Below are 23,737 nucleotides of genomic sequence, written 5' to 3'. Positions count from 1 at the left end.
CCCTTCAGTCCGCGATCAGGCTGTTCAGACGGGCAATCACGGTGTCCCGCTGCGCCTGCAGATCAATGAGCCGCCAGTGCGTCTCCCGCACTTGGGCCCTGGCCGCCAGCACGGCGCTCAAGTCGCCTTTGGCAGACTGGTAATTGGCCAACGCGAGTTCGGCACGCCCCTGTGCCAAGCCCATGCCCGCCGATTGCAGCCGCTCGATCTGACTGTTCAGTGCCGCCAGCTCTGAGGCGCTGTCCTCCAGCTCCTGCAGGTGCCTGCGGGTCACGTCTTCCTGCTCGGCGTCCAGGCGCTGCAGCTCCAGCTGCTTGGCCTTGATCTGGGGTCCCTGGCGCCGCTCCTGTTGCCAGGGAAGGTCAAAGGTCACCTGGAAGGACACCATGTCGCCCCAGCGTCGGTCGCGGCGGCTGTAGGCGACTTCCCAGGACCAATCACCCTTGGTTTCTGCTTGGGCTTCGCGCGTTTCCGCCAAGGCCATGGCCTGCATGGCGGGGTACTGCGCAAGTTCCGCGTGGCGGTGTACCTCAGACCGCAGTTGATCCAAGGGGCGGCTCAGCGGCCCAGGAGTTCCCTGTAGCGCCTCGTCGGCGCGAGCGCCAACCCAGCGCCGCAACATCGCCCTGGCCTTGGATCGGTCCCGCTGCAGATCGTCCCTGCGATCCGACAGCGCAAGCGCCTCCTGCCTGGCCATCAGCAGGTCTGCGGCCTGGGCCGTGCCTCCGGCGATGCGGGCGGGCAGGCTGTCCTGCAGGCGCTGGTTCTCACTCAGTAGACCGGTGAGTACCTGGTCACGTTGCTCGATAGCCTGGGCCAGGATCCACGCTTGACTCAGTTCCTGGCGGATCTGCAGGCGCTGGACCGCCAGGGTGGCGCGTTCGCGTTCCACCTTGGCCTCGGCACCGGCGATCTGGGCATCGCGCTTGGCCCGGTTGGGCACCTCCTGCATCAGCGCCAGGCGCTGCATGGTCATGGACTCACGCGTGAGGCTGAAGCGGTCCATGCCGCTGATGGGAAAGTTCTCGATACCGACCGAGAGCTTGGGATCCGGCAGCGTTCCCGCCGCCTGCCGGGTGCTGGTGGCTGCGTCAATCTGCAGCCGCTGGGCCGTGATGCGAGGGCTGTGCTGCTCCGCCAGATCCAAGGCCTCTGCAAAGCCCAGGGCGTGGGCCTGGTTGCCAGCCAAGCCGATGCTGGTCAACAGGACCCCGAGAGCGCCCAGGCGCAGTTGGCGGAGGTTGCGCACCTGTATGCGCTGCGAGATGGGGTGAATGCGCTGGTGCGCAGACAGGCGCTCGCAGGGAGCGCCGATGGAGATGATGGGCATGGTGGTCCTCGAAATGAAGGGGCACGAAGTCAGACTTGCGCAAACGCTGCAAGGCAGCGCGCAAGGCGTGCACGATCAATTCCGAAAGACCTGATGGGTTAGATAGATGGGGGGAGAGCCCGCTCGACTGTCCAGCTCCGCGTACACAGCACGCGGATCGATTTGGCGCTCGGAATCCAGGACCACAGGCAGCACATAGGCAACCCAAATGGCGTGCGCCGCTAGCGCCTGCAGATCGAGACCTTGGAGCGAGGGGGAGGACAAGCTGTCGCCGTCACAATGGGCTCGGCACAGCTGAGGATCCTGCTCATCCATGGTGCCCGCCATCGCGTGGCAATCGGGCATGGAGGGCATGCCGACGGCATCTCCCATGGCCATGCCCGCTTTTTGCATCGATGCCGCATGGGCTGCGGAGTCCAGCTTGGGACAGGCATAGGCGGCCAACGCGAACTGCATCAGAAGCAACGCCGCGACCAGGAAGCTGGTTATCCAGCGTCCTTGGCGCGATACGGTGCTTCTGGCGAAGATCATGGTGCGAATGGTATCCCCAGCGATGGCCACGGACTTAACCTAGATCAAATCCGGGCCTGCCGAGCCATCTCAGCCCTTGCGAAGTCGCAGGGCATTGGCGATCACGGACGCCGAACTCAGGCTCATTGCCAAGGCCGCGATCATTGGCGACAACAGCCAGCCGGTGAAGGGATACAGCAGCCCTGCAGCAATCGGTATGCCCAGCGCGTTGTAGAGGAAGGCGAACATGAGGTTCTGTTTCATGTTGCCCACCGTTGCCTCCGACAGTTCCCGCGCCGTGGAAATCCCTCGCAGATCGCCCTTGACCAAGGTGACCTGTGCGCTGTTCATCGCCACATCGGTGCCAGTACCCATCGCGATCCCCACGTCTGCCTTGGCAAGGGCGGGCGCGTCATTGATCCCGTCACCCGCCATGGCAACAACACGGCCTTCGGCCTGCAGCCGGGACACCAGGGCCAGCTTGTCCGCAGGCTTGACCTCGCCATGAACCTCATCAATCCCCAGCTTTGCCCCCACCGCCTTGGCGGTGGTCATGCCGTCGCCCGTGGCCATGACAATGCGCAGCCCCGCCGCATGCAAGGTCGCCAGCGCTTCCGGCGTGCTGGCCTTGATGGCATCCGAGACCGCAAGCAGGCCTTGAAGCTGGCCATCGGCCGCCAGGTACATCACGCTGGCGCCTGTGGCGCGCAAGGCCTCTGCCTGCGCAAGCAGCGGGTTCGCAGAAACCCCGACCTGCTCCATGAGGACCGTGTTTCCCAAGGCGAGTTGGCGCCCAGCGACCCGTCCGCGCACCCCGATGCCAGACCCGGACTCAAAGTCCTCGGGCTTGTCCAGGGCCAGCCCCTTGGCGCGGGCCGCTTGGACAATGGCATCGGCCAGCGGATGCTCGCTGCCTTGATCCAGACTGGCTGCCAGGCGCAGAACCTCATCCTCGGACAGACCGGGCATGGCAACAACCCGCTCGAAGGAAGGCTTGCCCTCTGTGAGCGTGCCAGTCTTGTCCACGATCAGCGTATCCACCTTGCGCAGGTTCTCGATGGCTGCTGCGTCCCTGAACAGCACGCCGCTGGTCGCCCCCCGGCCTGTGGCCACCATGATCGACATAGGAGTCGCGAGGCCCAACGCACAAGGACACGCGATGATCAGCACGGCCACGGCGTTGACCAGGCCATAGACCCAACGTGGCTCCGGGCCGAACAGGCCCCACGCGAACAGCGTGAGCAACGCGATGCCCACCACGGCCATGACAAAGTACCCCGCCACCTGGTCCGCCATGCGCTGCATGGGGGCCCGTGAGCGCTGCGCCTGGGCCACCATTTGAACGATCTGCGACAGCATGGTGGCCGAGCCCACCCGCTCGGACCGGATCACCAGAGCGCCGTTGGTATTGAGCGTGGCTCCGATGACGGCGTCCCCAGGTCCTTTGACGATGGGCACAGGCTCGCCAGTGAGCATGGCTTCGTCCACCGCGCTGCTCCCCTCGACCACCACGCCATCCACCGGCACCTTCTCACCGGGGCGCACGCGCAAGAGGTCTCCCACATGGACATGGGACAAGGGAACATCACTCTCCTGACCGTTAGCGTCGATACGCCGCGCTGTCTTGGGGGCCAGGCCCAGCAGCGATTTGATGGCGGCAGAAGTCTGCGAGCGTGCTTTCAGCTCCAGCATCTGGCCCAGCAGCGTGAGCGAGATGATGACAGCGGCGGCCTCAAAGTACACCGCCACACGCCCCATGGCCTGGAACGAAGCAGGAAACACGCCGGGCGCCACGGTGGCCACCACGCTGTAGACAAATGCGGCGCCCGTGCCCAAGCTGATCAGCGTCCACATGTTGGGACTACGGTTGGCAATGGACTGAGCGCCGCGCACAAAGAAGGGCCAGCCAGCCCACAGCACGATAGGAACCGTCAGCACGAGCTCAATCCAGCTCTGTGTGGCCATCTCGAACCACTGCAGCCGGTGTCCCACCATGGCCAGGATGGTGACCACCACGGTCAGTGGCAGCGTCCACCAGAAGCGATGCCGGAAATCCACAAGTTCCGCGTTTTCTCCCTCATCCAGCGTGGGGAGCATGGGTTCCAGTGTCATGCCGCATTTAGGGCAGTTTCCGGGATGGTCTTGCCGCACCTCTGGGTGCATGGGGCAGGTGTAGATGGTGCCGGGCTGAGCTGTTTCTGGCTCACGCGCAACCTTGTCGGTACCGGGAGGCGTGACAGCGTACTTGTCCGGGTCCTCAACAAACTTCGTTTGGCACTTGGCGCTACAGAAGTAGTAGTGCAGCCCCTCATGCTCCGCCGAGTGATGCGATTGTTCCGTCACGTCCATACCGCAGACTGGATCTTTCAGTTTCGTCATGGGCGGCGGTGTATCCCCGTGGACCCCCTCATGATGCTGTTGGCCATGGTGGGTGTGATCGTGCGGTTCCGCGTTGGACATGAATGACCTCCCTGCAAATGTGTTGTGTGCCTGCAAGATTACTTTTTGCTCGAATCGCCTTCGTGAGAGCCGTCCCCCCCGTGCCCATGGAAGAGGTGCATCAACGGGCAAGCCAGCAAGAGCAGATAGGGCCAATAACCCGCAATGTGCGACCAGTGTTCCCTGAGCAAGAAGAATGCCCCGATGAGTGCAAGCATGATCACTGCGCCAATCAATTTGCGGCTGCCTCCGCTGGCGTTGGCAGCTTCTGCATGCCCTGTGGTGTGGTCGTGGTTCATGGCGATCTCCAAGAAGTGGCCATCGAGACAATGATGGTCCCGGTGAAAACAATAGGGCTTAACACGGTGGCAATGTCAAGCCTGAAAATAGAAATGCTCTAGCTGGCGGCACCCTTACGCATCCTGGTTTCGCACTGTGCAGTTCATTGGCAAAAGGGGCCTTTCAGAGTTCGTCAAGGAGGACGGGAAACAGGCCTAAAACATGAACGAGCGGCCAAGCACGTGGCGTGCTTCTGGATTGCACCCGCGAATACACAAACGTCATGCCTACCAGCGCGAATAGCTGCTACTGGCCTTCTGTCGTGTCAACGGCCCTCCGAACACCTGCACAGTCCAGGTGTCGAACGAATGTTTTATTGCCTCAGCCAAGCTCTTCAAGGTGTGCGGGTCGATGGTTGTCCAGAAGGAACGGCGGGGCGCCCAACGTCAGCCGTGGTTGAGCGAGGCGTGAGCATGTGGCCCGCAGCGTCAACCTTGACCATGCCCAGCCTAGGATGACTCCAGTAGCGCGTCCTTCCTTCTTCAGCCTGCGCTTTGACTGGCAGCACTTGATCTCGCACGTCAACGCCAGTGGGCGTCGCGAAAGAGGCTGCGGAAGCCAGGGACAGAGCAACTGCAAAGACAGACGCAAATAGATTGTTGGACATGATTTTGGCCCTCGCATAGGTCATTGAAACGTCAGCCTGGCTGACGACCTCACGTCACGCAGCCTGAAGAAATCCGTGCGCGTCGTGTTGAGGGGCAGTTTCGATCTTGGTCAATCACCGGAAGATGATGGGTGGATGACATTTTTGTAATGCAAAGAACCACCGCTGTGAGAGCACTCCGGGTTGATACGAGAGCGATGCTGCCATGTGCTCGGATGCGCATGCATTGCCAGTTGCTGTCAAAAGCGTAATCCGTCCGTCACCTCTAAGTCGGCGTGCGGTTTCTAGACTTCTTTCCGTGGTGCACAAAACGCCACCTGGATGGACCATACCGGGCATCCGGCGTCACAGGAGACCATCATGAAAGTTCGTACCGCAATCCTCGTCGCCAGCCTTGCTGCATCCGCTACAGCGTCGTTTGCGACATCCGTTTATCACGCAAGCCCTAGCCAGGAAGAAGGCGTCAGCCTGGCCGCAGACCATTTGGGCAACGCAGTCAGTCGTCAAGCGGTTGAAAACACCGTACTGGCCGCTCAGAAGGACGGTTCGCTGTACTGGATCAGCCGTGGCTATCCAGCCACTTATCCGCTCGTTCCGGGCCCCAAGCTGACCAAGACCCGCCAGCAAGTTCTGGATGAGCTGCAAACCTCCAAGCGCAATCCCGTGACCAGTGATGGCCTGCGTGACATCGGCGGCGAGGCAGGTTGGGTCAACGCCCGCCAACTGCCCTGAACCCTCTCAACGATCACCGGCACCCGCGTTCGCTCCAAAACCGGCCTGCGGTTGCACTTCAACCATCACCATTTATCCAAAAAGGAAACCCCATCATGAAACTCAAGTCCACGCTCATCATCCTTTCCCTCATCGCAGCTCCCGCGTTCGCATCAGACCAAACGGTCAGCAAGACGCGCGAACAAGTGCTGGCTGAATTGGCGCAGGCTCAGCAAAACGGCGAGATGCTTGCTCCTGGCGATTCGGGGATGACTCTCAAGCAAATCAACCCCGGAGCCTATCGCTCGGCTACTTCGACTCAGGCTCGCAAATCCCGCGAGCAAGTGCGGGAAGAATTGGAGCAGGCTATCCGTACGGGTGACATCATGGTGGCGGGTGAATTCGGGGTCAAACGCAATGAGTTGATGTCTGGTCGTTATCCGATCGTGGCAGGCAAGTCGTTGAAGACGCGGGAACAAGTCAAAAGTGAGTTGGCACGCGCCATCCGCGAAGGAGAAATCGTCGCTGTGGGCGAAGACGGTCGCAAGCTCAACGAAATCTATCCTGACCGCTACCATGCTGCGCAACATGCTGCCGTGGCCGCCACCTCGGACGAATCCACCAAGGCCCCTCGTTTCTAAACAGGTTCTCCGGGCAGTCGGCTGCTGATCTGGAGGGGCCTTTCGAAACAGGCCCTTCTCCAGTTGGCGCACCGTGCATGTCTGCATCGCCAGCAGCAAGTGCGTGCGACATCTGCTTTTGTATCGCTATGCCCACCGCGCATCAGACTTGCATGTTCATCACATCGGTGTAGGCCTGAACAATGCGGTTGCGACTCTGAAGCGTGGCCTGAAACGCGATGTTCGACTTGACGCCAGCGAGCATCGTTTCTTCCAGACTGACCGTGGGATTACCGAATGTGACCTCGCGGCTCAGGCGACCAGACTCACTCTGCAACTGGCTTGTGGTTGAAAGCGCCTGCTTCATCGCGTCCAGAAAACCGCCTCCCTGGATGCTCGGTGCTTTGGGCACAGAGTTTCCCAGCGAACTGACAGGCAATAGTGCATCCAATGGCTTTGTCGTGACGTTCATGCCGAGGCTTTCTGGTGGCGAAGAGTTTGCGAAGTTCTGCCTCGAAATCTGTACCGAGGCGATGCCCAATCGTAGAGATTGGAGTTCGATCTGTAGCTTTCGCAACGCAAGGCGTCACCCGTCAATCCCGCCGTTCGGGATAACAGAAACTTCATCTTGCCGACATCGCCGTGGGTCGCCGCATCCCTGGGGCCCAAAGAGCCGAGCCCAAGCGAAGCGCGCCGCACGAAACAGCCGTGGCTCACAGCCGCTGCGAAATCTCCAGCATTGGCTTGATGCTGGACCCAAAGCGGCTCATGGAGGCATGGTTCTGCTCCAGTTCGCTGTAGGGCAAATACCGGATTCCCAGCTCTGACACCCTGGAGAAGGCGGGCCTTTGAAGTTGCTCAGCGACCTTGTCTCTGCGATTGTCTGGAGCCACCAGAAACAGGGCGCAGTTGCCCGCAACCGGCGTTCCCAGGGCCAGATCGAGCATGCGTACGATGCCCGAATAGATGGACGTGGTGTGTTCGACTTCGAATGCGGCGGCGAATTGCGAGGTCTGGGGATCAACCCATACGACATCGATCAGTCGCACGGACTCCAGTCCTCGGTCCAGGCTGGCGGGCAACTGCGCCATGCATCCATCTCCCAGCAGCCCCCCGCCATAGGCGCGGCCCCGGTCGTTGGACGCTATCCAGACCTCAAATCCGAGCGCATTGCCCAGGTCGCGCAGCGAAGCCTGGACACCCGTGTGGGTCGCATCGCTCTCGGTCGCTTGGGACAGTTCTCGTTGCAATGCGGTGGATTCCTGCCGCACACGTTCAAGGTCTTCTTGCCAGAGAGCTGTCGCCGCTACATCCATTGCTTGTGGCGGCGCTTCATATCGGCCACTGCCAATGTCAAACATGAGTCCTGCAATCGCGCCCAGATCGTTCGACAGTTTTAGCCGGTACCGCGCGTTCAAGCGCAGCAAGCCCTCCCGCATGGAGAGATAGTGGTCCCAGCGCCCAAGCTTCACGCGCCCCCCGGTCACCGCGTTGAAACCATTGACGATGGCCGTGTTGAAGGGAGAGACCAGCGTTGGGTGGATGAAATACAGCAAGTTGGCGACCGCTGGGCCCAAGCCTTTGATGCCAATCGCATCAATGCGCTGTATGGCGGCCACTACGTCTTCTGCGCAGTCACAGTGATCGCAGGTGTGCAGGAGGTCCGCAAAGGCGCGCTGGTTGCTCGTGTTCTCGTAGATGTCCGGAATCCGCAGCTTGGGCTTCCAGAGGAACGCGTGGTCCGCTCCCTTGAAAATCTGGCGCTGCTCTGCCACGGAACCCACGATCGTCTCCAGCGAGGAGCCTCGGTAGGCGTTGCCAAACGTTCCGCCCCGGATGTCCTCCACCACCTGCGCGATGCCTCGGCGAATGGAGCGGAAGTTCTTGATCCGCTGATCCCACAGGAACCAGGTGTTGTAGGTGCTGCTTGGATGTGCCTTCCAGCAGTCTATGAGGGTTGCCAGGGGGTCATGCATCTGTCGTGAGGTGCTTGCCAATGCTCTGTGCACTGGGGAAATACATCGAAAAACAAGTCCTGCCATCGGCCGAACTCACGGAAATCCGCCCCCGGTGCGCATGAACAATCGCCTGGGAAATGGACAAGCCCAGGCCCGCGCCGTCCGAGTCCAGCTGCTTGCGCGACTTGTCCGCCCGAAAGAAGCGGTCGAACAGGCGGGGGATCATCTGAGCATCGATGGAAGGTCCGGTGTTGACGACATCCACGGTGGTTCCGTGCAGGTCCCCTTGAATGTCCACGACCACCTGCTCGCCAGGTGGGGTGTAGCGAATGGCGTTGGACAGGAGGTTGCTGAGCGCCCGGCGCAGCATCAACCGGTCGCCAACGATCTCCGCCGCCCCGACCAATTGCAGTCGGACCTGCTTTTCTTCGGCAAGGGCCTCGTAGAAGTCAAACAAAGCCTGTGCTTCGTCATGGACCGCAATTCTCTCCGTGCTGGGAAGAATGAGCCCGTGGTCAGCCTTGGCCAGGAACAACATGTCAGCCACCATGCGGGCCAAGCGCTGGTACTCCTCGGCGTTGGAGGCCAATATGTCCTGGTACTCCTCGGAAGAACGAGCCTGGCTGAGCGTGACCTGCGTCTGTGTCATCAGATTGTTGATCGGCGTACGCAGCTCGTGAGCCAGGTCCGAAGAAAACTCGGACAGGCGGTCGAACTCCTCCTTCAGGCGCCGGAGCATCTCGTTGAGGGTGGTCGCCAGGTCGGCCATCTCCACCGGAAACTCCTGGGTTGGCATCCGCTCATCCAGTCGCTGTGCCGTGATGGCCATAGCGCGGGACCGCATGGCGCGAAGGGGGGCCAATCCATTCTTTGCGGCCCACCAGCCCAGGACCCCAGCCACCAGTGTTGCCAATGCCACGTAGCCCACAAGCACCCAAATCAATTCGTACATGAAGTGCTTGTGGTGGGCAATGTCCACCGCCACCCAGACCTGCAGCGGAGGCTCTGCGGAACCTGGCAGCGTCACGGCTTCGGTCATCCCCCGGTACTCACGCTCCTTGATTCGCCACGAGGCAACCCCCAAGCGGGAATGCTGGGTCCGCGCGCTCAATTCCGCAGGAAACTCAAAGTCCTCCGTCGAGTACAGCGATTGACCATTGCGAAGCACGGTGACGAAGAGGCCCTCATGGCTGTGCAAAACGTCATCCAGCCGCGTCTTCAGATCCTGCGGCGACTTCGATTTGCCGATGACTTCACGCGTCAGGTGAACCTTGTCACGCAATGCATCGCGGTCAAGCTCCACAAAATGTCGGTCGATGGAAATTGCCACGAGAGTCCCCAGGCCGATCAGCACCAGGGCGGACGCCAAAGTGAAAAAGGCCGTCAGCCGCGTGGTGAGCGAGTACCTTGCCTTCACGCACTCTCCTCGGGAGCCTCAAGCACATACCCCATGCCTCGGACCGTCTGGATCAGCTTGACTTCGTAGGCATCATCCACTTTGGCGCGCAGCCGTCGCATCGCCACCTCGATCACATTGGAGTCGCTGTCGAAATTCATGTCCCAGACCTGTGATGCGATCAAGGAACGGGGCAGCACTTCCCCTTGGCGGCGCATCAACAGCTCCAGCAGTCCAAACTCCTTGGCAGTCAGGTCGATACGCTTGCCTGAGCGGATGACCCGCCGGCGCAGGAGGTCGAGTTCCAGATCAGCCACCTGCAGCAAAGTCACCTCGGTGCCGTTTCGTCCGCGCCGCAAGATGGTCCGCACCCGTGCCAGCAATTCCGCAAAGGAAAACGGCTTGACCAGGTAATCATCCGCACCCAGCTCCAGACCTTTGATCCGGTCCTGTACCTGATCCTTGGCGGTGAGGAATAGCACCGGCATCTCCTGGCCGTGGCGGCGCAGATTCGTGAGCACCTGCCAGCCGTCCATCCCAGGGAGCATGACATCCAAGATCACCAGGTCGTAGTCACCTTCCTGGGCAAGGTGCAGACCATCCACCCCGTTATGGACCAGATCGGCATTGAAGCCAGCTTCGCGCAACCCCTGGCGCAGGTACTCGCCGGTTTTGACTTCATCTTCAACGACCAAAATCTTCACGGGGTCCCCCTGGCACTGCGAATGGCCGCAAGTGTGCCTCCAGATCACAGGCTTTCGTGCACATGACAAAGATGTAATGAAGCCGTTATGTCCACGGAAGCCGTGGGCTCACACAATGCGTTGCATCAAGAACTCATGGTGAACCTATGAAAAATTCCTGGCTTTCACGACCTATCTCAAGCCGCTGGCTGGCCGCAGCGCTGGTGGCGCCGTCCATGGCATTTGCCCAAATGCCCGAGGCAGACTCCGCCAAGGTGGAGTATCAGCTGTCGTACCGATCAGCCCTGGCTGGCTTTGACGCGTACAAAGACCAACCCGTACAGCCCTGGAAGGCAGCCAACGACAAGGTCGGCGAAATCGGTGGATGGCGCACCTACGCCAAGGAAATGCGCCAGGCACCTTCCGCATCTGGCCAGGAGCAGCCCGCACAAGGGCATGACGCACACCATGGAGGCAAGCAATGAGCCGCCCCTTGCGCATGCCCCGCGCCAAATTAATGGTCGTTGTGGCCGCCGTCACCGTTTTGTCTGGCTGCGCCAGTGTGAATCTGGAGCAAAACCTCTCCAGCGCCAACGCAGCTACAGGCGGCTTCACGGACGGTCAGCTCACTTTGGCACGGGGTCAGAACGAACGAGATGCCTTGCGCCAGCGCGCCTCCGATCTGCTGGCCAAGCCGCTCAGCCAAAAAGATGCCGTGCAGCTCGCGTTGGTCAACAGCCCGTCGCTGCAAGCGATCGTCGCGCAAAACTGGGCAGATGCCTCTAACGCAGCGCAATCGGGCCGCATTGCCAACCCGATTTTGACCTTGGAGCGCGTTCGCCTGGGCAGCGAAACTGAGATCGGACGCCTGTTGTCGTTCGGCCTGCTGGACCTGCTGACGCTGCCCATGCGCAAAGGCATCGCTGATCAGCGCATCAAACAAGCCCAGTTGCGCCTGAGCAGCGACGTGGTGGACCAAGTCACGCAGGTCCGGCAGTCGTGGGTGCGCGCCGTTGCGGCACAACAGACGCTCACCTATACCCAGCAGGTCGTTGCCAGCGCCCAGGCCAGTGCAGAGCTGTCCAAGCGCATGCAGGCGGTGGGTAACTTCAACAAGCTTGAGCGTGCCCGCCAGCAAGCGTTCTATGCCGACACGGCAACCCAGTTGGCCAGCGCCCAGCACCAGGTCACCGCAGCACGCGAGGAATTGGTCCGGCTGCTGGGCCTGGACGATAGCCAGGCGAAAGAACTCAAGCTGCCGGAGCGCTTGCCTGCGCTGCCAAAGGAGCCGCTGTCTTCGTTGGATGCAGGCCGCCAGGCGTCCAAGGGACGGCTCGACCTACAGATCGCCAGGGCCGACTATGACGCAGCTGCGCGCGCGCAAGGCTGGAACACGGTCACGACATACACGGACATCGAACTGGGAGTGCGGCGAGACTCTGTGTTCGATGGGACAGAGGGCACCCACTCGACACGTCGTGGTTTTGAGATCAGCCTGCAGCTTCCGATCTTCGACTGGGGCGGTTTGCGGCGCGACGCCATGAATGCACAGACGCTGGCGGCAGCCAGCCGCCTGGAGGCCACCGCCCGCGCTGCGGGGTCGAATCTGCGCGAAAGCTACTCGGCCTACCGCACTGCCTACGACATCGCCCGCCACTACCGCGATGAGGTGATCCCACTGCGAAAAGTCATCTCCGAAGAAAACCAGCTTCGCTACAACGGGATGCTGATCAGCGTTTTCGAATTGCTGGCGGACTCCCGCGATCAGGTCAGCTCGGTGATGGCTGCTCTGAATGCAGAACAACAGTTTTGGCTGGCGGACGCGGCGCTACAAGCCTCTCTCATCGGAAAACCCACGAGCGCTGGCGTCGCGGGTAGCGGCGGCGCCGCTGCTGCAGAAGCTGGTGCCGGCCACTGATCCCCCAAGGAAACCAACATGAATTCAAGACGAGATTTTTTCCGGTTTGCTGGCATTGCCGGAGGGGCAGTGGCCGCAGCGAGTGTGAGCCGCGTGGCGATGGCCGCACTGCCAGAGCCCATTTTCCAGGGCAGCGCCGACACCATGGCCCCCTTGGTGCCCAACTCCGGGCGCCCCTACAACCCGGTGGTCACGCTCAACGGCTGGACGCTGCCCTGGCGCATGAACCAGGGGGTCAAGGAGTTCCACCTGGTGGCAGAACCCGTTGTGCGCGAAATGGCCCCTGGCTTCAAGGCCCACCTGTGGGGATACAACGGCCAGAGTCCTGGTCCCACCATTGAAGTGGTGGAAGGCGACCGCGTTCGCATTTTTGTGACCAACAAGCTGCCCGAGCACACCAGCATCCACTGGCATGGACAGCGTTTGCCCAATGGCATGGACGGTGTGGCTGGATTGAACCAGCCCGCAATCCAGTCGGGCAAGACCTTCGTCTACGAGTTCGTGGCACGCCGCCCGGGCACCTTCATGTACCACCCGCATGCCGATGAAATGACCCAGATGGCCATGGGCATGATGGGCTTCTGGATCACGCATCCGAAGACCAAGCATCCGCTGATTGATGAAGTGAATCGAGACTTTTGCTTCCTGCTCAGTGCGTATGACATTGAGCCCGGGGCCGCGACGCCCAAGGTTGCAGAGATGACGAACTTCAATCTGTGGACATGGAACAGCCGCATCTTTCCTGGCATCGACTCCTTGAACGTCCGGCTCAACGACAAGGTGCGTATTCGCATCGGCAACCTCACCATGACCAACCACCCGATGCACTTGCACGGTCACGAGTTTTTGGTGACGGGCACGGATGGTGGTCCTACACCCAAGAGCACCCGTCTCTATGAAGTGACCACCGACGTGGCCGTGGGCCAGATGCGCCAGATCGAGTTCCTCGCGGACGAAGAAGGTGACTGGGCATTCCACTGCCACAAGAGCCACCACACCATGAACGCAATGGGTCACGACATTCCCACCATGATTGGCGTAGACCACCGGGGCGTGGCCAAGAAGATCAACAACCTGATTCCCGACTACATGGTCATGGGCGAACGGGGCATGGCGGACATGACCGAGATGGAGATGCCTATTCCGGACAACACCGTCCCCATGATGACCGGGGAAGGCCCCTTCGGCTCGGTGGAGATGGGTGGCATGTTCAGTGTCCTGAAGGTGCGCCGCGACCAGAAGCCAGGCGACTACAAGAACCCGGGTTGGTACAAAAACCCGGAGGGCACGGTGGCGTATGAGTACACCGGTCCGATGGCGGAGCCTGCCCGCTTCAAAGCCGAGGGCGGCCAGTCCATGCCCCGCAAAGAGAAGTCCAGTTCGGACACTGTCGTCAAGGTCAAAAAGCCGTCTTCGCACAGCGGCCACTGATCGCCTCCTTTCCTCATCCACAACCCAAGGTAACTATGAAACGCACTCTTTCCCTGATCGCCGCCTCCGCCCTGGTGGCCCTGTCCTTCAACAGCTTTGCGGGCGGTACCCACAGCGGCGGTCACGGCCATGGAAGCGAGGAGTCAGCCATCGGCGAACCAGGCAAAGCCTCCAAAGTCAGTCGCACAATCAACGTGGACATGGCTGACACCATGCGCTTCACGCCCGCCGCGATCTCCGTCAAGCAGGGCGAAACGGTCAAGTTCGTGATCAAGAACAGTGGCCAGGTCAAGCATGAGTTCAGCCTGGGCACCGATGCCGAACTCAAGGAGCACTACGAGACGATGAAGAAGTTCCCGGACATGGAGCATGACGAGCCCAGCAAGGTGTCGCTGGCCCCCGGCAAGCAAGGCGAAATCATCTGGCAGTTCACCAAGGCTGGCGAAGTGAAGTTCGCCTGCCTGTACCCAGGCCACTACGACGCAGGCATGAAGGGCCAGGTCACGGTGGTCAAGAAGTAATCGGGGAATCCCTGCACGCAATTGAACAAGGAGCTCGTATGAAAAACGCAAACACTTTATTGATCGGCGCTATGTTGTCGCTGGTCACTCTCATGCCGCTGTCGGCCGTGGCGCAGGCCGCTGGAGACGCCGGAAAAGCCGCATCCACGACCGCAGCCTCCATGACCGATGGAGAGGTGCGCAAGATCGACAAGGACGCCGGAAAAATCACCATCAAGCATGGCGACATCAAGCACTTGGAGATGCCGGGGATGACCATGGTGTTTGCTGCCAAGGACAAGGCCCTGCTCGACAAGGCGCAGGTCGGCGACAAGATCCGCTTCATGGTGATCAACGAGGGCGGAAAGATGGTGGTCACCGCCATCGAGCCTGCCAAGTAAGCGCAAAAAGTGTCTCGATACGCCCTCAAGAAAAGGGGGCGTTCTTCTGTTCGCACGTCAACCTACCAAGGAAAAATCATGAGAACTCTCCTTATCGCCCTGGCCATGACCGCCGCATCGTCCGCATTCGCCGCTGGCGACACCCAAGAGGCCACGCCCTACACCAACTCCAAGGCGCAAGCGCATGGCGAGGAACACAAAAAGGCCCGTCCTGCGACCGGTGTGAAGCGGACCAAGGATGGCAGTACGGCGCGGGGTGAAGGCTCTGGCATTGCCGACACCAGCAAGGCCGAAGCCCGTGGTCAGGAAAAGGCCAATGCGCGTGAAGCCATGCCGCACAAGGAAGCCACTCCGGGCTCCACGCCCAAGTAGTTCCGAGACAGAGAGGTGGCAAAAAAGTAGCAACCGCCCAAAGACCTCAGGCCGACCATCGCTGCGTCAAGGCGATGGTCGGCGGCTCCAAGGCGGTGTCAATGCCCGCCGCGATGAACGTGTGCCGGAGCAGATCTTTTGCGGTACGGACGCGTAGTCAAGAGGGCGGGTAGCCCGCCTCGGTGAGCGCTTCCGCAAGCGTCAGGCGGTCTTCAGCACTCTGCACCGTAACCAAGCGCTTGGACATGTCCACCTGCACCTTGCAGCCAGGATCCACCATCTGCAGTGTCTGGTTCACCATCCCTGCGCAGTGCCCGCAGGTCATGTCGGGAAGCTGGAATTCATGCATTTACTTCTCGTGGCAAAGAGTTGAGAGGAGTGCAGTCTCGGACTTGCCACAGTGGCAAGGTCAACCACTTTTTCCTCCATGGCACAGACACGCCTCGCCATGGGCGGCCGCGACAAGCTCATTAAGAATTCCACAGCTCTGATGCGCATGCTCTCCACTGCATGCTGAGCGCAGCTGCAGCAGTTGCTTTTCCAACGCCATCATGCTGATGAGACGAGCGCGCAGCCGACTTAGCTGGTCGTCAATCAGATTGTTGACGTCTGCGCACGCCTCCTGGGGCGCATCTAGCGCACCCAACAGGCTCCTCACATCTGCCAGTGGGATGTCGAGTGCCCTACAGTGCCGTACAAAGGACAGCCGCTCCAGGTGAGCGGGAGCATAGTTGCGATAGCCGTTGGCCAGCCGCGCGGGCTGGGGCAACAAGCCTTCCTTTTCGTAAAAACGGATCGTTTCGGCGTCAACGCCTGTTGCGGCGGCCAGTTCCTTGATCTGCATGTTGAGAGCTGGATATTGGAGGTCTTGACACTGTAGCTACTCCAAGGTTTCCAATCGAGGCATCAAGGAGAGAAATTTATGAAATCCTGCTGCGACGAAGCACAAAAACCAACCTCCCAGGACCCATGCTGCGCTCCAGCCGCTCCCGTCTCTACTCAGCTTGATTCCTGTTGCGCCAGCCCGGTTGCGGCCTCTCCAGATACTTGCTGTACCCCACATTCGCTAGCAACCGCAGCGCCTTCGTTTGCAAATGGGCGTGGCCCCCAGGGAGCCATGTTCCGCATCGAGGCCATGGACTGCGCAGCCGAAGAAAGTGAGATCCGCCGCGCGCTGAAGTCAATTGCCGGGGTGCGCGGCCTGGGGTTTCAGCTCGGCGCACGCACGCTGACCATTGACGCCCCTGATGCTGTGATTCCTCAAGCCTTGGCGGCCATTCGCAAGGCAGGGTTCGACCCGCAGCCCGTGGCAACCGCTGCGGCAACGGGCGAAGCCCCTGGGCGGGCCTCCACCACCGACGAACTCGGGCGTATGGGGTTGGCGCTGGGCCTGGCCGTCTGCGCCGAAGCCGTGGCCTTCTTCTCTCCAGACACGCTGGCCTTCAAGGGCATTGGCATGGCCCTGGCGGCGGCGGCCATCTGGCTGGCGGGCTTTTCCACCTACCGCAAGGGGTTTGCCGCCTTGCTGCAGGGACGGCTGAACATCAATGCGCTGATGACGGTGGCCGTGACCGGCGCGTTTCTCATTGGCCAATGGCCAGAAGCCGCCATGGTGATGGCCCTCTATGCCATTGCTGAATTGATCGAAGGCCGCGCGGTAGACCGTGCACGCAATGCCATCAAGAGCCTGTTGGATCTCACGCCCGAGACGGCCGAAGTACGCCAGCCTGACGGCAGCTGGAAATCGGTGGCCGCTGCACAGGTTCCCGTCAACGCCATCGTCCGGGTCAGGCCGGGCGAGCGCATGCCGCTGGACGGCACGGTGGCCGTTGGGACCAGCGCAGTCAACCAGGCGCCGGTCACGGGAGAGAGCATTCCGGTGGACAAGGTTCCTGGAGATCCCGTGTTTGCTGGCACCATCAACGAAACAGGCACCCTGGAGGTGATGGTCACGGCAGAGGCCAGCAACACCACCTTGGCCCGCATCATTCACTCGGTGGAACAGGCGCAGGGCTCACGCGCCCCCACACAGCAGTTCGTGGACCGGTTTGCTGCCATTTACACCCCGGCTGTGTTCATCATGGCCGTTCTTGTGGCGACGCTCACTCCGGTCTTTATGGACCTGACGTGGGTGGATGCCGTCTACAAGGCTCTGGTACTGCTGGTCATCGCCTGCCCCTGTGCGCTGGTGATCGCAACGCCGGTGACGGTGGTCAGTGGTCTGGCTTCTGCGGCCCGGCGTGGCATCCTCATCAAGGGCGGGGTTTACCTGGAAGACGCGCACAAACTCAAGGCCATTGCGCTCGACAAGACCGGCACGATCACGGAAGGAAAACCCAAACTGGTGGCCCAGCACGTGCTGGCCAGAACGTATCCCGAAACCCAGATTCTGGGCTGGGCGGCGGACCTGGCCGGTCACTCTGACCACCCCGTGTCCAAGGCCATCGCGCAAGGACTGTCTGCTGGCCAGGGCATCGTGGCAGGCTTCACGGCCCTTGCCGGACGTGGTGTGGAAGCCCAGCTTGATGGCCAACCCCTGATTCTCGGGAATCACCGGCTCATCGAGGAACGGGGTCTTTGCAGCCCCGCCATTGAGGCGCTGCTACGGGCACAGGAATCGCAGGGCCGCACGGTGACCCTTCTGGCCAGTCAATCGGAGGTTCTTGCCATCTTTGCGGTGGCCGACACCATCAAGGACAGCTCACGGGAGGCCATCGCCCAGCTACACGCGCTGGGAATCGCCTCGGTCATGCTGACCGGAGACAACCAAGCCACGGCAGAGACCATCGCCAAACAGGCGGGCATCGACCAGGCGCATGGAAACCTGCTGCCAGAAGACAAGCTGTCGGCCATTGAGCAGATGCAGGCCCAGTACGGTGTCACGGCGATGACGGGGGATGGCATCAATGACGCACCTGCGCTGGCACGCGCCGACATCGGCCTTGCCATGGGTGCAGCAGGAACCGACACGGCCATGGAGGCTGCGGACATCGTCATCATGAATGACGATCTGCGCCGCATCCCCGAAGTCATCCAGCTCTCCAGGCGCACGCGGGGCATCCTTCTTCAGAACATCGTGCTGGCGCTGGGTATCAAGACGGTGTTCTTGGTGCTTGCGGTCTTTGGGAACGCGTCGATGTGGATGGCGGTTTTTGCGGACATGGGGGCCAGCCTCCTGGTGGTTGGCAATGGGCTGAGGCTGCTGCGCGGCACGCGCGCTCACGCGGTCCGCGCTGTTGGTTAGATCTAGCGGGTTCAGTGAACGTGCTGATGGTGCACGTCAGGAGCATGGGGATGGGCGTGGGTCACAGGCTCATGGGTGTGCTTGTGGCTGTGGCTGCCAGTTGGCATTACTACGTGCACATGTGCATGGTGCCCATCGTCGTGCCGGTGAGCATGCTCATGCTCCAGCACTTCGTGCGTGTGCTCGTGTCCATGGCTTTCCGCCAGATGGAGCATTACTCCCGCCAACATGAACACTCCACCCAAGAGCATAAACCACCCCGCAGAGCGTTCCCCGAAACCGAAGGCCACGGCAGCACCAATGAAGGGCGCGAAGGCGAACACCGAGCCCGTCCGCGCCGCACCAAATGCCCGCTGGGCCAGGAGGTAACAGCGCAGACTCAGGCCGTAACCAGTGGCTCCAACGGCGAGAAGTCCCAGTGCTGCGGACAGGGAAGGCAAAGGCTCCCCAGTCGAAACAGCCAATGCAGCCGTCGCTGCGGCCCCCAGGGTGGCCTTGGCCATCACCACCTGGCTGGGGTCGCGCTCAGCCAGCCCACGGGACAAGGTGTTGTCCACCCCCCAGGCGACCGTGGCCAGCAGCACGGCAAGCAGCCCCAGCAACTGCACGCCTCCTTGCAGGCCTTGGTCCAGAACGAGCGCCATTCCTCCTGCGAGCAGCAACAGCATGGCGGCCCACACGCGGCGGTCCATGGTTTCGCTGTACAGCCACCATGCCAGCGTGGCGGTGAACAGCGCTTCCAGAGTGAGCATGAGCGACGCGCTGGCTCCGCTCGTGTGCTGCAGGCCCCAGGCCAGGGCCACCGGCCCCAGCGCGGCGCCAAAGCCAGCCATCGCCAGAAGGCGCGGAATGTCGGACCTCTGCACTCGCGCTTCATGCGCAGCAGTCCGCAGCGACAGTGCCCCGATCAGGGCCGCTCCTAAGTACAGCAGCGCTGCGGTCGTGAAGGCCCCGAGCCCTGCGCCCAGCCTCTGTACCGCGGGCGTGCTGATGCCGAAGAGTACCGCCGCCAGCAGGGCGAGAAAGCCACCGCGCAAGGCGGGAAGATGCAAAGGGTCACGCTTCATAGGTGAGGGATTTGAGCACGACATCGGAGTCTGGTAATCCCCAGAACTGGACAAGGCAAGGGGTTCAAAGACGGAAATAGCTGACTCGACGAGAAGTGGAAGGTCTGCTTTCGAAGAAAGCGGCCAACGACATTGTCAGACTGAGCGACGGCAACCAGCCTGGAGCAGTCCTCAATCCTCGGATCTCGGTTTGGCAGTGCTGCAGGCTGCGTAGCCGTTCAACCAGCGCCTCGGCATTGGCCGCGGTCATACCTGTCTTGCCATCCACGAGGAACAATGAGCGATTGAACGGACGGTACAGCCATGAGCGGTCGTCAATAGCCAACCATGGAAACACAACGCGATCATTGGCACGTACCCAAGGCCTGCACTCCTGAAGTGGTTGCTTCAGCGACACAAGTGGGCACCTCCAGCCTTTCCTGGAAGAAGTATTGCGTGCTCTTCACGTCGATTTGCGCGTTACCTAGTAATGTGTAATAGTGGAACAATGTTCGTATATCCCACATCTCAAGGAGAGCTATTTCGAGCCGCGCGCGGTACACGCACGCAGGCAGAATTTGCGAAGTTGCTAGGTTGCGATCGCTCGTGTCTCTCGCGCTATGAGAGGGAGCAGCTCGGCGCTTCGCCCATGGTGATTGGTCGGTGTTTAGACATCGTTGCGAAGTCGATGAGGATCAGCGGGGAGACGCCTCGGCCGTATGAACGTGCGCTTGTGCAAGCGCGTCGTGTTGTCGCTGAACTGGAGAGGTTGGAGGACAAATGACTTTGCCGCGATTGGCTCCAATGCCCCATGAGTTCGTTCTTGCACATGCAGGGCGAATTGGGCTCTTTTGCTGTGGCCTGATCGATATGAATCGAAGGCTGCGGCTAGTTCAGAGAGTGGCGGAGGAGCACTGTGAAGGTGCGGCAGGTTTCTCCCTACTGGAGCAGTTGGCCACGATCGCGGGAATGAGCGTTACCGACTATGCAAGACACCACAGCCTCTTGCCCACGATACGAGTTGCAGATAGCGATACCGACCCAGTTCATCACGGATCTGCAAAGAGGCCGAGTATTACAAGGAACTTTGGGGCACGACTGCACACAGCGAAGGTGCACCTGTGCTGCAGGTGCGTTGACGAAGATATTTCGCATTGGGGCTATAGCTGGTTTCGACGTACTCACAACCTTGTGGGTGTCGAGGTCTGCCCCTTACATGGCGAGGCTTTGAACTGGGTGACGGATCCAGATCCGTTTTCACGTCTTCCACAGCACTGGGTGAAACTGGGCGATATCGAGCGTGTTGAATACGACCATGCTAGCCAAGCAGAGCGCCAGTTTCAAACGCGCTTGCATGAAATCTATGAGCTATTTCTCGATAGAGATAGGCCATTTGCCTCGCCTTCGATCGATGGTCCGTTGGCCTTGAGGTTGCATGAGCTTGGGCTGACGGGGAGCTCCAATGGGAAGAAGCCATTGCTTAGCGACTATGTTTTGAACTCCACGCCACGCGCATGGCTCCGTCGCCATTGTCCACAGCTTTGCGAGAAAGAACCAGGAGTGCGTTTTTCAACTTTCGATCGGCTTCCCAGACCCTATGCCCTGCCAGGTAGCGGTTTCGCATATGCCATAGCGTTTGCGACGCTCTTCGATTCAGCGGAAGACGTGGCTCGATCGATTTCTAGATCAGTTGTACGACGTAAGCGAGATTATGAAAACTCTGGGATGGAAACTCAGAAACGACGTAGTTCTGGAGAGTGGATGTTCCATGGGTGTGCGTGAATTGGGCGGCAGCGAATCGCAACCTTGAAGCAACTTGACCTTGGCAGGCGCTGTGTTGCAAGGAGAGCAAGAAGTCTCGTAGCGCCGGCCCAAAAGGGCAACGCCTCGCCCCACCGTTTAGGTGAATTGGTACGAGAGTGTTCGTGTTGGAAAGCAAGCAACTGCTAGCTCGGCTGATACTGTTGGGCTCTTTGCGTCACTGCCTCGTCTAGTGTCGCTTGGCTGTGTGATTTACCTTGCATCTAGAGTTGGACCGAGTGTCAGTCGCTTGGCTTGGGCGACCTGTTCAAGGATTCTGACGATGCTCTCAGAGGCCGGTCCTGGGCCCAACAACATCGAAGATTACAGCGCGCGTGAGCGGAAGGCGATCCAGCGTATTCAGCTTGGCCTTCAACTCGGGGATTCGCTGATAGAGATGGTGGAGTTTGATGCGCCGCACACGCTCTACTTCGACCAAGCTCAGCGCAGTCACGCGGACCAGATCGGCAAGTTCTCGATCTCGGGTATCCCAGTCGACGCGAGACTGAGGGCGTCGGGCTTCCTTGGCCATATCGCCAGTCCTTTCGCTAAGCCAGTCGCGGTCGTTGCGGTAGAGCCAAGCGTAAGTGGCTGGCTCAGCCATCCGTGCAGCCTTGACACCAGAGAGCGGGTTTATCGCGATGAATCGCTGCCAGGTACGTCGATAACGCAGTCGTGCGTTCTCGAACCCTGCAAGCCGCCAGGCCTCATGCAGACCCACTTCCGTTCTGAGCAATGTGGTGACGGTCTGGATGGAGACCTTGCTGTAGGTGGCCGCGTCAGCCTTGGGCAATCCCTGGCGCAGCAGCTTGATAAGCTGCGTCCGATCATTGCCCTTAAGCGTCTTTGGGCGTCGAGGCGTGGATAACCCGGCAGATGCAGCCCAGACCATGCCTGTTGTCGTGTCGATACCGGCCTCTCTTGAGGCTGCCGAGGTCGACAGACCGGAGGCCAGCACTTTGAAGAATTGCGCACGTCGCGGATCTACGGGACTCGGTGCCTCCCTCGCGTCTTTAGTGACCTCAAGTGCCTTCGGCGCAGTCGCCTGATCAACGCATGCAAGCAACTGGTCGAGGTTATCGAACAGCCACGCAGCAAGAGTAAGACGTCTCAACGGATGGACGCCGGATCGCTCTGAGGCGATCTGCCGGGCGATTTCGGCACAGGCTTCATCTGCGGATGACGGAAGTCCATCCATTTGCTCGAGGTTAAGCAGCGGCGCAAGGAATGCTACGTAGGCATCGCCTGCGGCGGCATGTTTTAGACGCTGCTTTGGACCTGTGAGAAAGCCTTTTTGAGCGAGCGCGGTCCGAAATGCTGCTCCCAGCATCGGTGTAGAGAGGCGTACGTCGGATCTGCCAACGAGATCAGCCACCATCCGCGCAAGCCGCACGGTGCTGTCGGCTATAGCGGTTGGCTCCGCTGGGTCAGTGAACTGGGAGGGCGAAGGCAATACCCAGTGAAACCTTGACACACCCGTGGCCTTGAGGTTTGATGTCTCTAGCTTGCGCCCGTGGCGAAGACACACCCAGACCCCTGGCAACTGATGCTCGCGATGCCAGTACGGCGTGCTGTGCGCCTTCATGTCCTCGTCCATGCAATAGGGGCAGGCCTTGAGCGGGTGGTTTGCCCGGAACCTGCTCGTGAGGAGCCCGAGTTGGAACTTCAGCCTGCCTGAAGAATTCAGGGCGGCCGCATTGAGGGTTGCATTGACTTGGTTTGTGCTGGCGAACCGAAGGTACAGCGGCAGGACTGTTCGGTGCTCTACGATGTGCTCAACGCTACCGAGTGTGTTTCCAGAAACTGCTAGGAAGTGATTGAGCCGCGCAGGAAAGTCGTGGGCGCATCCCTGGTTTGGATGTCCAAAAAGCAATCGACATGTCGTTGATGCCAGTCGTTGTCCACTGGCGCGGTGATACCGGCTACACAGGCTGAATAGCGTTTCGTCTGGCAACCAGGACTGAGGTAGCCCTAGCTCGATTGTGGCCAGCATCGTTCTCGCGCCATCAGTTGGCAGGACTACGACATCCTACGGAGGTGTCTACCGGCCTGGGACGTTTTCCTGCGGCGTTCGATTGCGACAAGTTCCTGCGCACGCAGCGCTGCTTTGGAGGCCCTTTTGATCTGCCAAGCGCCGGTGGCAAGTAGGATGATCGAGTAACCCGACCACATCAGTACGTCAAGATGGTCCTTGCCTGGAAGCGGTGCGACGGAGACGCACACGCAGAACGCAGCCAGAGCCAGCATACTGATCCCAAAATGCCGCTGCCTGTTGGCGAGGGCCTGAGATGGTTCGTTCAGTGACTCGCCAACTTCTCCCGCGAGTCCCTCAAGGCGCTCACTCATCTCCCGTTTGCCCGCGTGATCTATCAACCAAGCGCCAAGGAACATCAGCACGATGGCCAGGACGCCGAGCGCTAGTCTCCAAAATG

The 23,737-nt window shown here is 60.5% G+C and carries 23 protein-coding genes; 10 read left to right on the top strand and 13 right to left on the bottom strand.

All coding sequences use genetic code 11. The features are described 5' to 3' along the window. Positions 1-4: 4 nt before the first annotated feature. The 4 genes from ASD94_RS01600 to ASD94_RS01585 all read right to left on the bottom strand — a co-directional run bounded on the left by ASD94_RS01600 (position 5) and on the right by ASD94_RS01585 (position 4,578). Positions 5-1,330 carry a TolC family protein gene (locus ASD94_RS01600; RefSeq protein WP_056637581.1) on the bottom strand — a complete coding sequence of 442 codons (1,326 nt, stop codon included), beginning with the start codon at positions 1,328-1,330 and terminating at the stop codon, positions 5-7. 75 nt (positions 1,331-1,405) lie between these two features. Beyond that, positions 1,406-1,861: a hypothetical protein gene (locus tag ASD94_RS01595; protein WP_056637579.1), complete on the bottom strand. Its 456-nt coding sequence runs from the start codon at positions 1,859-1,861 to the stop codon at positions 1,406-1,408. 69 nt (positions 1,862-1,930) lie between these two features. Then, the gene (locus tag ASD94_RS01590) at positions 1,931-4,219 is read right to left on the bottom strand and encodes a heavy metal translocating P-type ATPase (protein WP_082576705.1); all 2,289 of its coding nucleotides are present in this window, start codon (positions 4,217-4,219) and stop codon (positions 1,931-1,933) included. 119 nt (positions 4,220-4,338) lie between these two features. Beyond that, entirely contained in the window at positions 4,339-4,578 is a 240-nt protein-coding gene (locus ASD94_RS01585; protein WP_056637577.1) for a DUF2933 domain-containing protein, read from the bottom strand. A gap of 1,007 nt (positions 4,579-5,585) precedes the next feature. On the opposite strand from ASD94_RS01585, the gene ASD94_RS01580 reads away from it, so the two are divergent. Next, positions 5,586-5,957 carry a hypothetical protein gene (locus ASD94_RS01580; protein WP_082493285.1) on the top strand — a complete coding sequence of 124 codons (372 nt, stop codon included), beginning with the start codon at positions 5,586-5,588 and terminating at the stop codon, positions 5,955-5,957. 95 nt (positions 5,958-6,052) lie between these two features. Continuing rightward, complete coding sequence (locus ASD94_RS01575) at positions 6,053-6,577, top strand: DUF4148 domain-containing protein (protein WP_056637575.1); 525 nt, start codon at positions 6,053-6,055, stop codon at positions 6,575-6,577. A gap of 142 nt (positions 6,578-6,719) precedes the next feature. On the opposite strand, the gene fliE is transcribed toward ASD94_RS01575, so the two are convergent. The 4 genes from fliE to ASD94_RS01555 all read right to left on the bottom strand — a co-directional run bounded on the left by fliE (position 6,720) and on the right by ASD94_RS01555 (position 10,614). After that, on the bottom strand, positions 6,720-7,028 hold the full coding sequence (gene fliE, locus ASD94_RS01570) for a flagellar hook-basal body complex protein FliE (RefSeq protein WP_015012923.1): 309 nt from the start codon (positions 7,026-7,028) through the stop codon (positions 6,720-6,722). Between the two features lie 241 nt (positions 7,029-7,269). Beyond that, complete coding sequence (locus tag ASD94_RS01565) at positions 7,270-8,532, bottom strand: hypothetical protein (protein ID WP_056637572.1); 1,263 nt, start codon at positions 8,530-8,532, stop codon at positions 7,270-7,272. Next, entirely contained in the window at positions 8,525-9,931 is a 1,407-nt protein-coding gene (locus tag ASD94_RS01560; protein ID WP_056637569.1) for a heavy metal sensor histidine kinase, read from the bottom strand. Before ASD94_RS01560 ends, ASD94_RS01565 begins: the two co-directional genes overlap by 8 nt. Next, positions 9,928-10,614, bottom strand: coding sequence for a heavy metal response regulator transcription factor (locus ASD94_RS01555; RefSeq protein WP_056637568.1), 687 nt, complete (start codon positions 10,612-10,614; stop codon positions 9,928-9,930). The genes ASD94_RS01560 and ASD94_RS01555 overlap by 4 nt, the downstream gene beginning before the upstream one ends. A 215-nt stretch (positions 10,615-10,829) precedes the next feature. On the opposite strand from ASD94_RS01555, the gene ASD94_RS01550 reads away from it, so the two are divergent. The 6 genes from ASD94_RS01550 to ASD94_RS01525 all read left to right on the top strand — a co-directional run bounded on the left by ASD94_RS01550 (position 10,830) and on the right by ASD94_RS01525 (position 15,215). Beyond that, positions 10,830-11,078, top strand: a complete 249-nt coding sequence (locus ASD94_RS01550; RefSeq protein ID WP_235510534.1) for a hypothetical protein — start codon at positions 10,830-10,832, stop codon at positions 11,076-11,078. Further along, positions 11,075-12,511, top strand: a complete 1,437-nt coding sequence (locus ASD94_RS01545; protein ID WP_056637563.1) for a TolC family protein — start codon at positions 11,075-11,077, stop codon at positions 12,509-12,511. The genes ASD94_RS01550 and ASD94_RS01545 overlap by 4 nt, the downstream gene beginning before the upstream one ends. 18 nt (positions 12,512-12,529) lie before the next feature. Next, on the top strand, positions 12,530-13,942 hold the full coding sequence (locus ASD94_RS01540) for a multicopper oxidase family protein (RefSeq protein ID WP_056637559.1): 1,413 nt from the start codon (positions 12,530-12,532) through the stop codon (positions 13,940-13,942). Positions 13,943-13,977: 35 nt separating this feature from the next. Further along, entirely contained in the window at positions 13,978-14,463 is a 486-nt protein-coding gene (locus ASD94_RS01535; protein ID WP_056419630.1) for a plastocyanin/azurin family copper-binding protein, read from the top strand. A 38-nt stretch (positions 14,464-14,501) separates the two neighbouring features. Further along, on the top strand, positions 14,502-14,843 hold the full coding sequence (locus ASD94_RS01530) for a copper-binding protein (protein WP_056419633.1): 342 nt from the start codon (positions 14,502-14,504) through the stop codon (positions 14,841-14,843). 78 nt (positions 14,844-14,921) lie between these two features. After that, complete coding sequence (locus ASD94_RS01525; protein WP_131798401.1) at positions 14,922-15,215, top strand: hypothetical protein; 294 nt, start codon at positions 14,922-14,924, stop codon at positions 15,213-15,215. Positions 15,216-15,372: 157 nt separating this feature from the next. Here the strand turns inward: ASD94_RS01525 and ASD94_RS01520 are convergent, their stop codons facing one another. After that, positions 15,373-15,564 carry a heavy-metal-associated domain-containing protein gene (locus ASD94_RS01520; protein WP_056637557.1) on the bottom strand — a complete coding sequence of 64 codons (192 nt, stop codon included), beginning with the start codon at positions 15,562-15,564 and terminating at the stop codon, positions 15,373-15,375. Positions 15,565-15,624: 60 nt separating this feature from the next. Then, positions 15,625-16,059 (bottom strand): Cd(II)/Pb(II)-responsive transcriptional regulator, encoded by a 435-nt coding sequence (locus tag ASD94_RS01515; protein WP_056637555.1) that lies wholly within the window; start codon positions 16,057-16,059, stop codon positions 15,625-15,627. Between the two features lie 78 nt (positions 16,060-16,137). Between ASD94_RS01515 and ASD94_RS01510 the strand changes: the two genes are divergently transcribed. After that, positions 16,138-18,459: a cation-translocating P-type ATPase gene (locus ASD94_RS01510; protein WP_235510533.1), complete on the top strand. Its 2,322-nt coding sequence runs from the start codon at positions 16,138-16,140 to the stop codon at positions 18,457-18,459. 11 nt (positions 18,460-18,470) lie between these two features. Here ASD94_RS01510 and ASD94_RS01505 read toward each other — a convergent pair whose 3' ends face one another. Then, on the bottom strand, positions 18,471-19,526 hold the full coding sequence (locus ASD94_RS01505; protein ID WP_056637549.1) for a DMT family transporter: 1,056 nt from the start codon (positions 19,524-19,526) through the stop codon (positions 18,471-18,473). Between the two features lie 64 nt (positions 19,527-19,590). Further along, positions 19,591-19,923 (bottom strand): hypothetical protein, encoded by a 333-nt coding sequence (locus ASD94_RS23435; protein WP_156391309.1) that lies wholly within the window; start codon positions 19,921-19,923, stop codon positions 19,591-19,593. Between the two features lie 362 nt (positions 19,924-20,285). Here ASD94_RS23435 and ASD94_RS24245 point away from each other — a divergent pair, with 362 nt between their 5' ends. Continuing rightward, entirely contained in the window at positions 20,286-21,287 is a 1,002-nt protein-coding gene (locus ASD94_RS24245) for a TniQ family protein (protein ID WP_369818014.1), read from the top strand. A 307-nt stretch (positions 21,288-21,594) separates the two neighbouring features. Here the strand turns inward: ASD94_RS24245 and ASD94_RS01500 are convergent, their stop codons facing one another. Beyond that, entirely contained in the window at positions 21,595-23,298 is a 1,704-nt protein-coding gene (locus tag ASD94_RS01500) for a TnsD family Tn7-like transposition protein (protein WP_082576703.1), read from the bottom strand. Between the last annotated feature and the right edge of the window lie 439 nt (positions 23,299-23,737).

Source organism: Acidovorax sp. Root70 (genome assembly GCF_001428225.1).
In the GTDB taxonomy this organism is placed as follows: Bacteria; Pseudomonadota; Gammaproteobacteria; order Burkholderiales; family Burkholderiaceae_C; genus Acidovorax.
The sequence above is the reverse complement of the archived record's forward strand: the minus strand, read 5'-3'. Positions and strand labels throughout refer to the sequence as shown.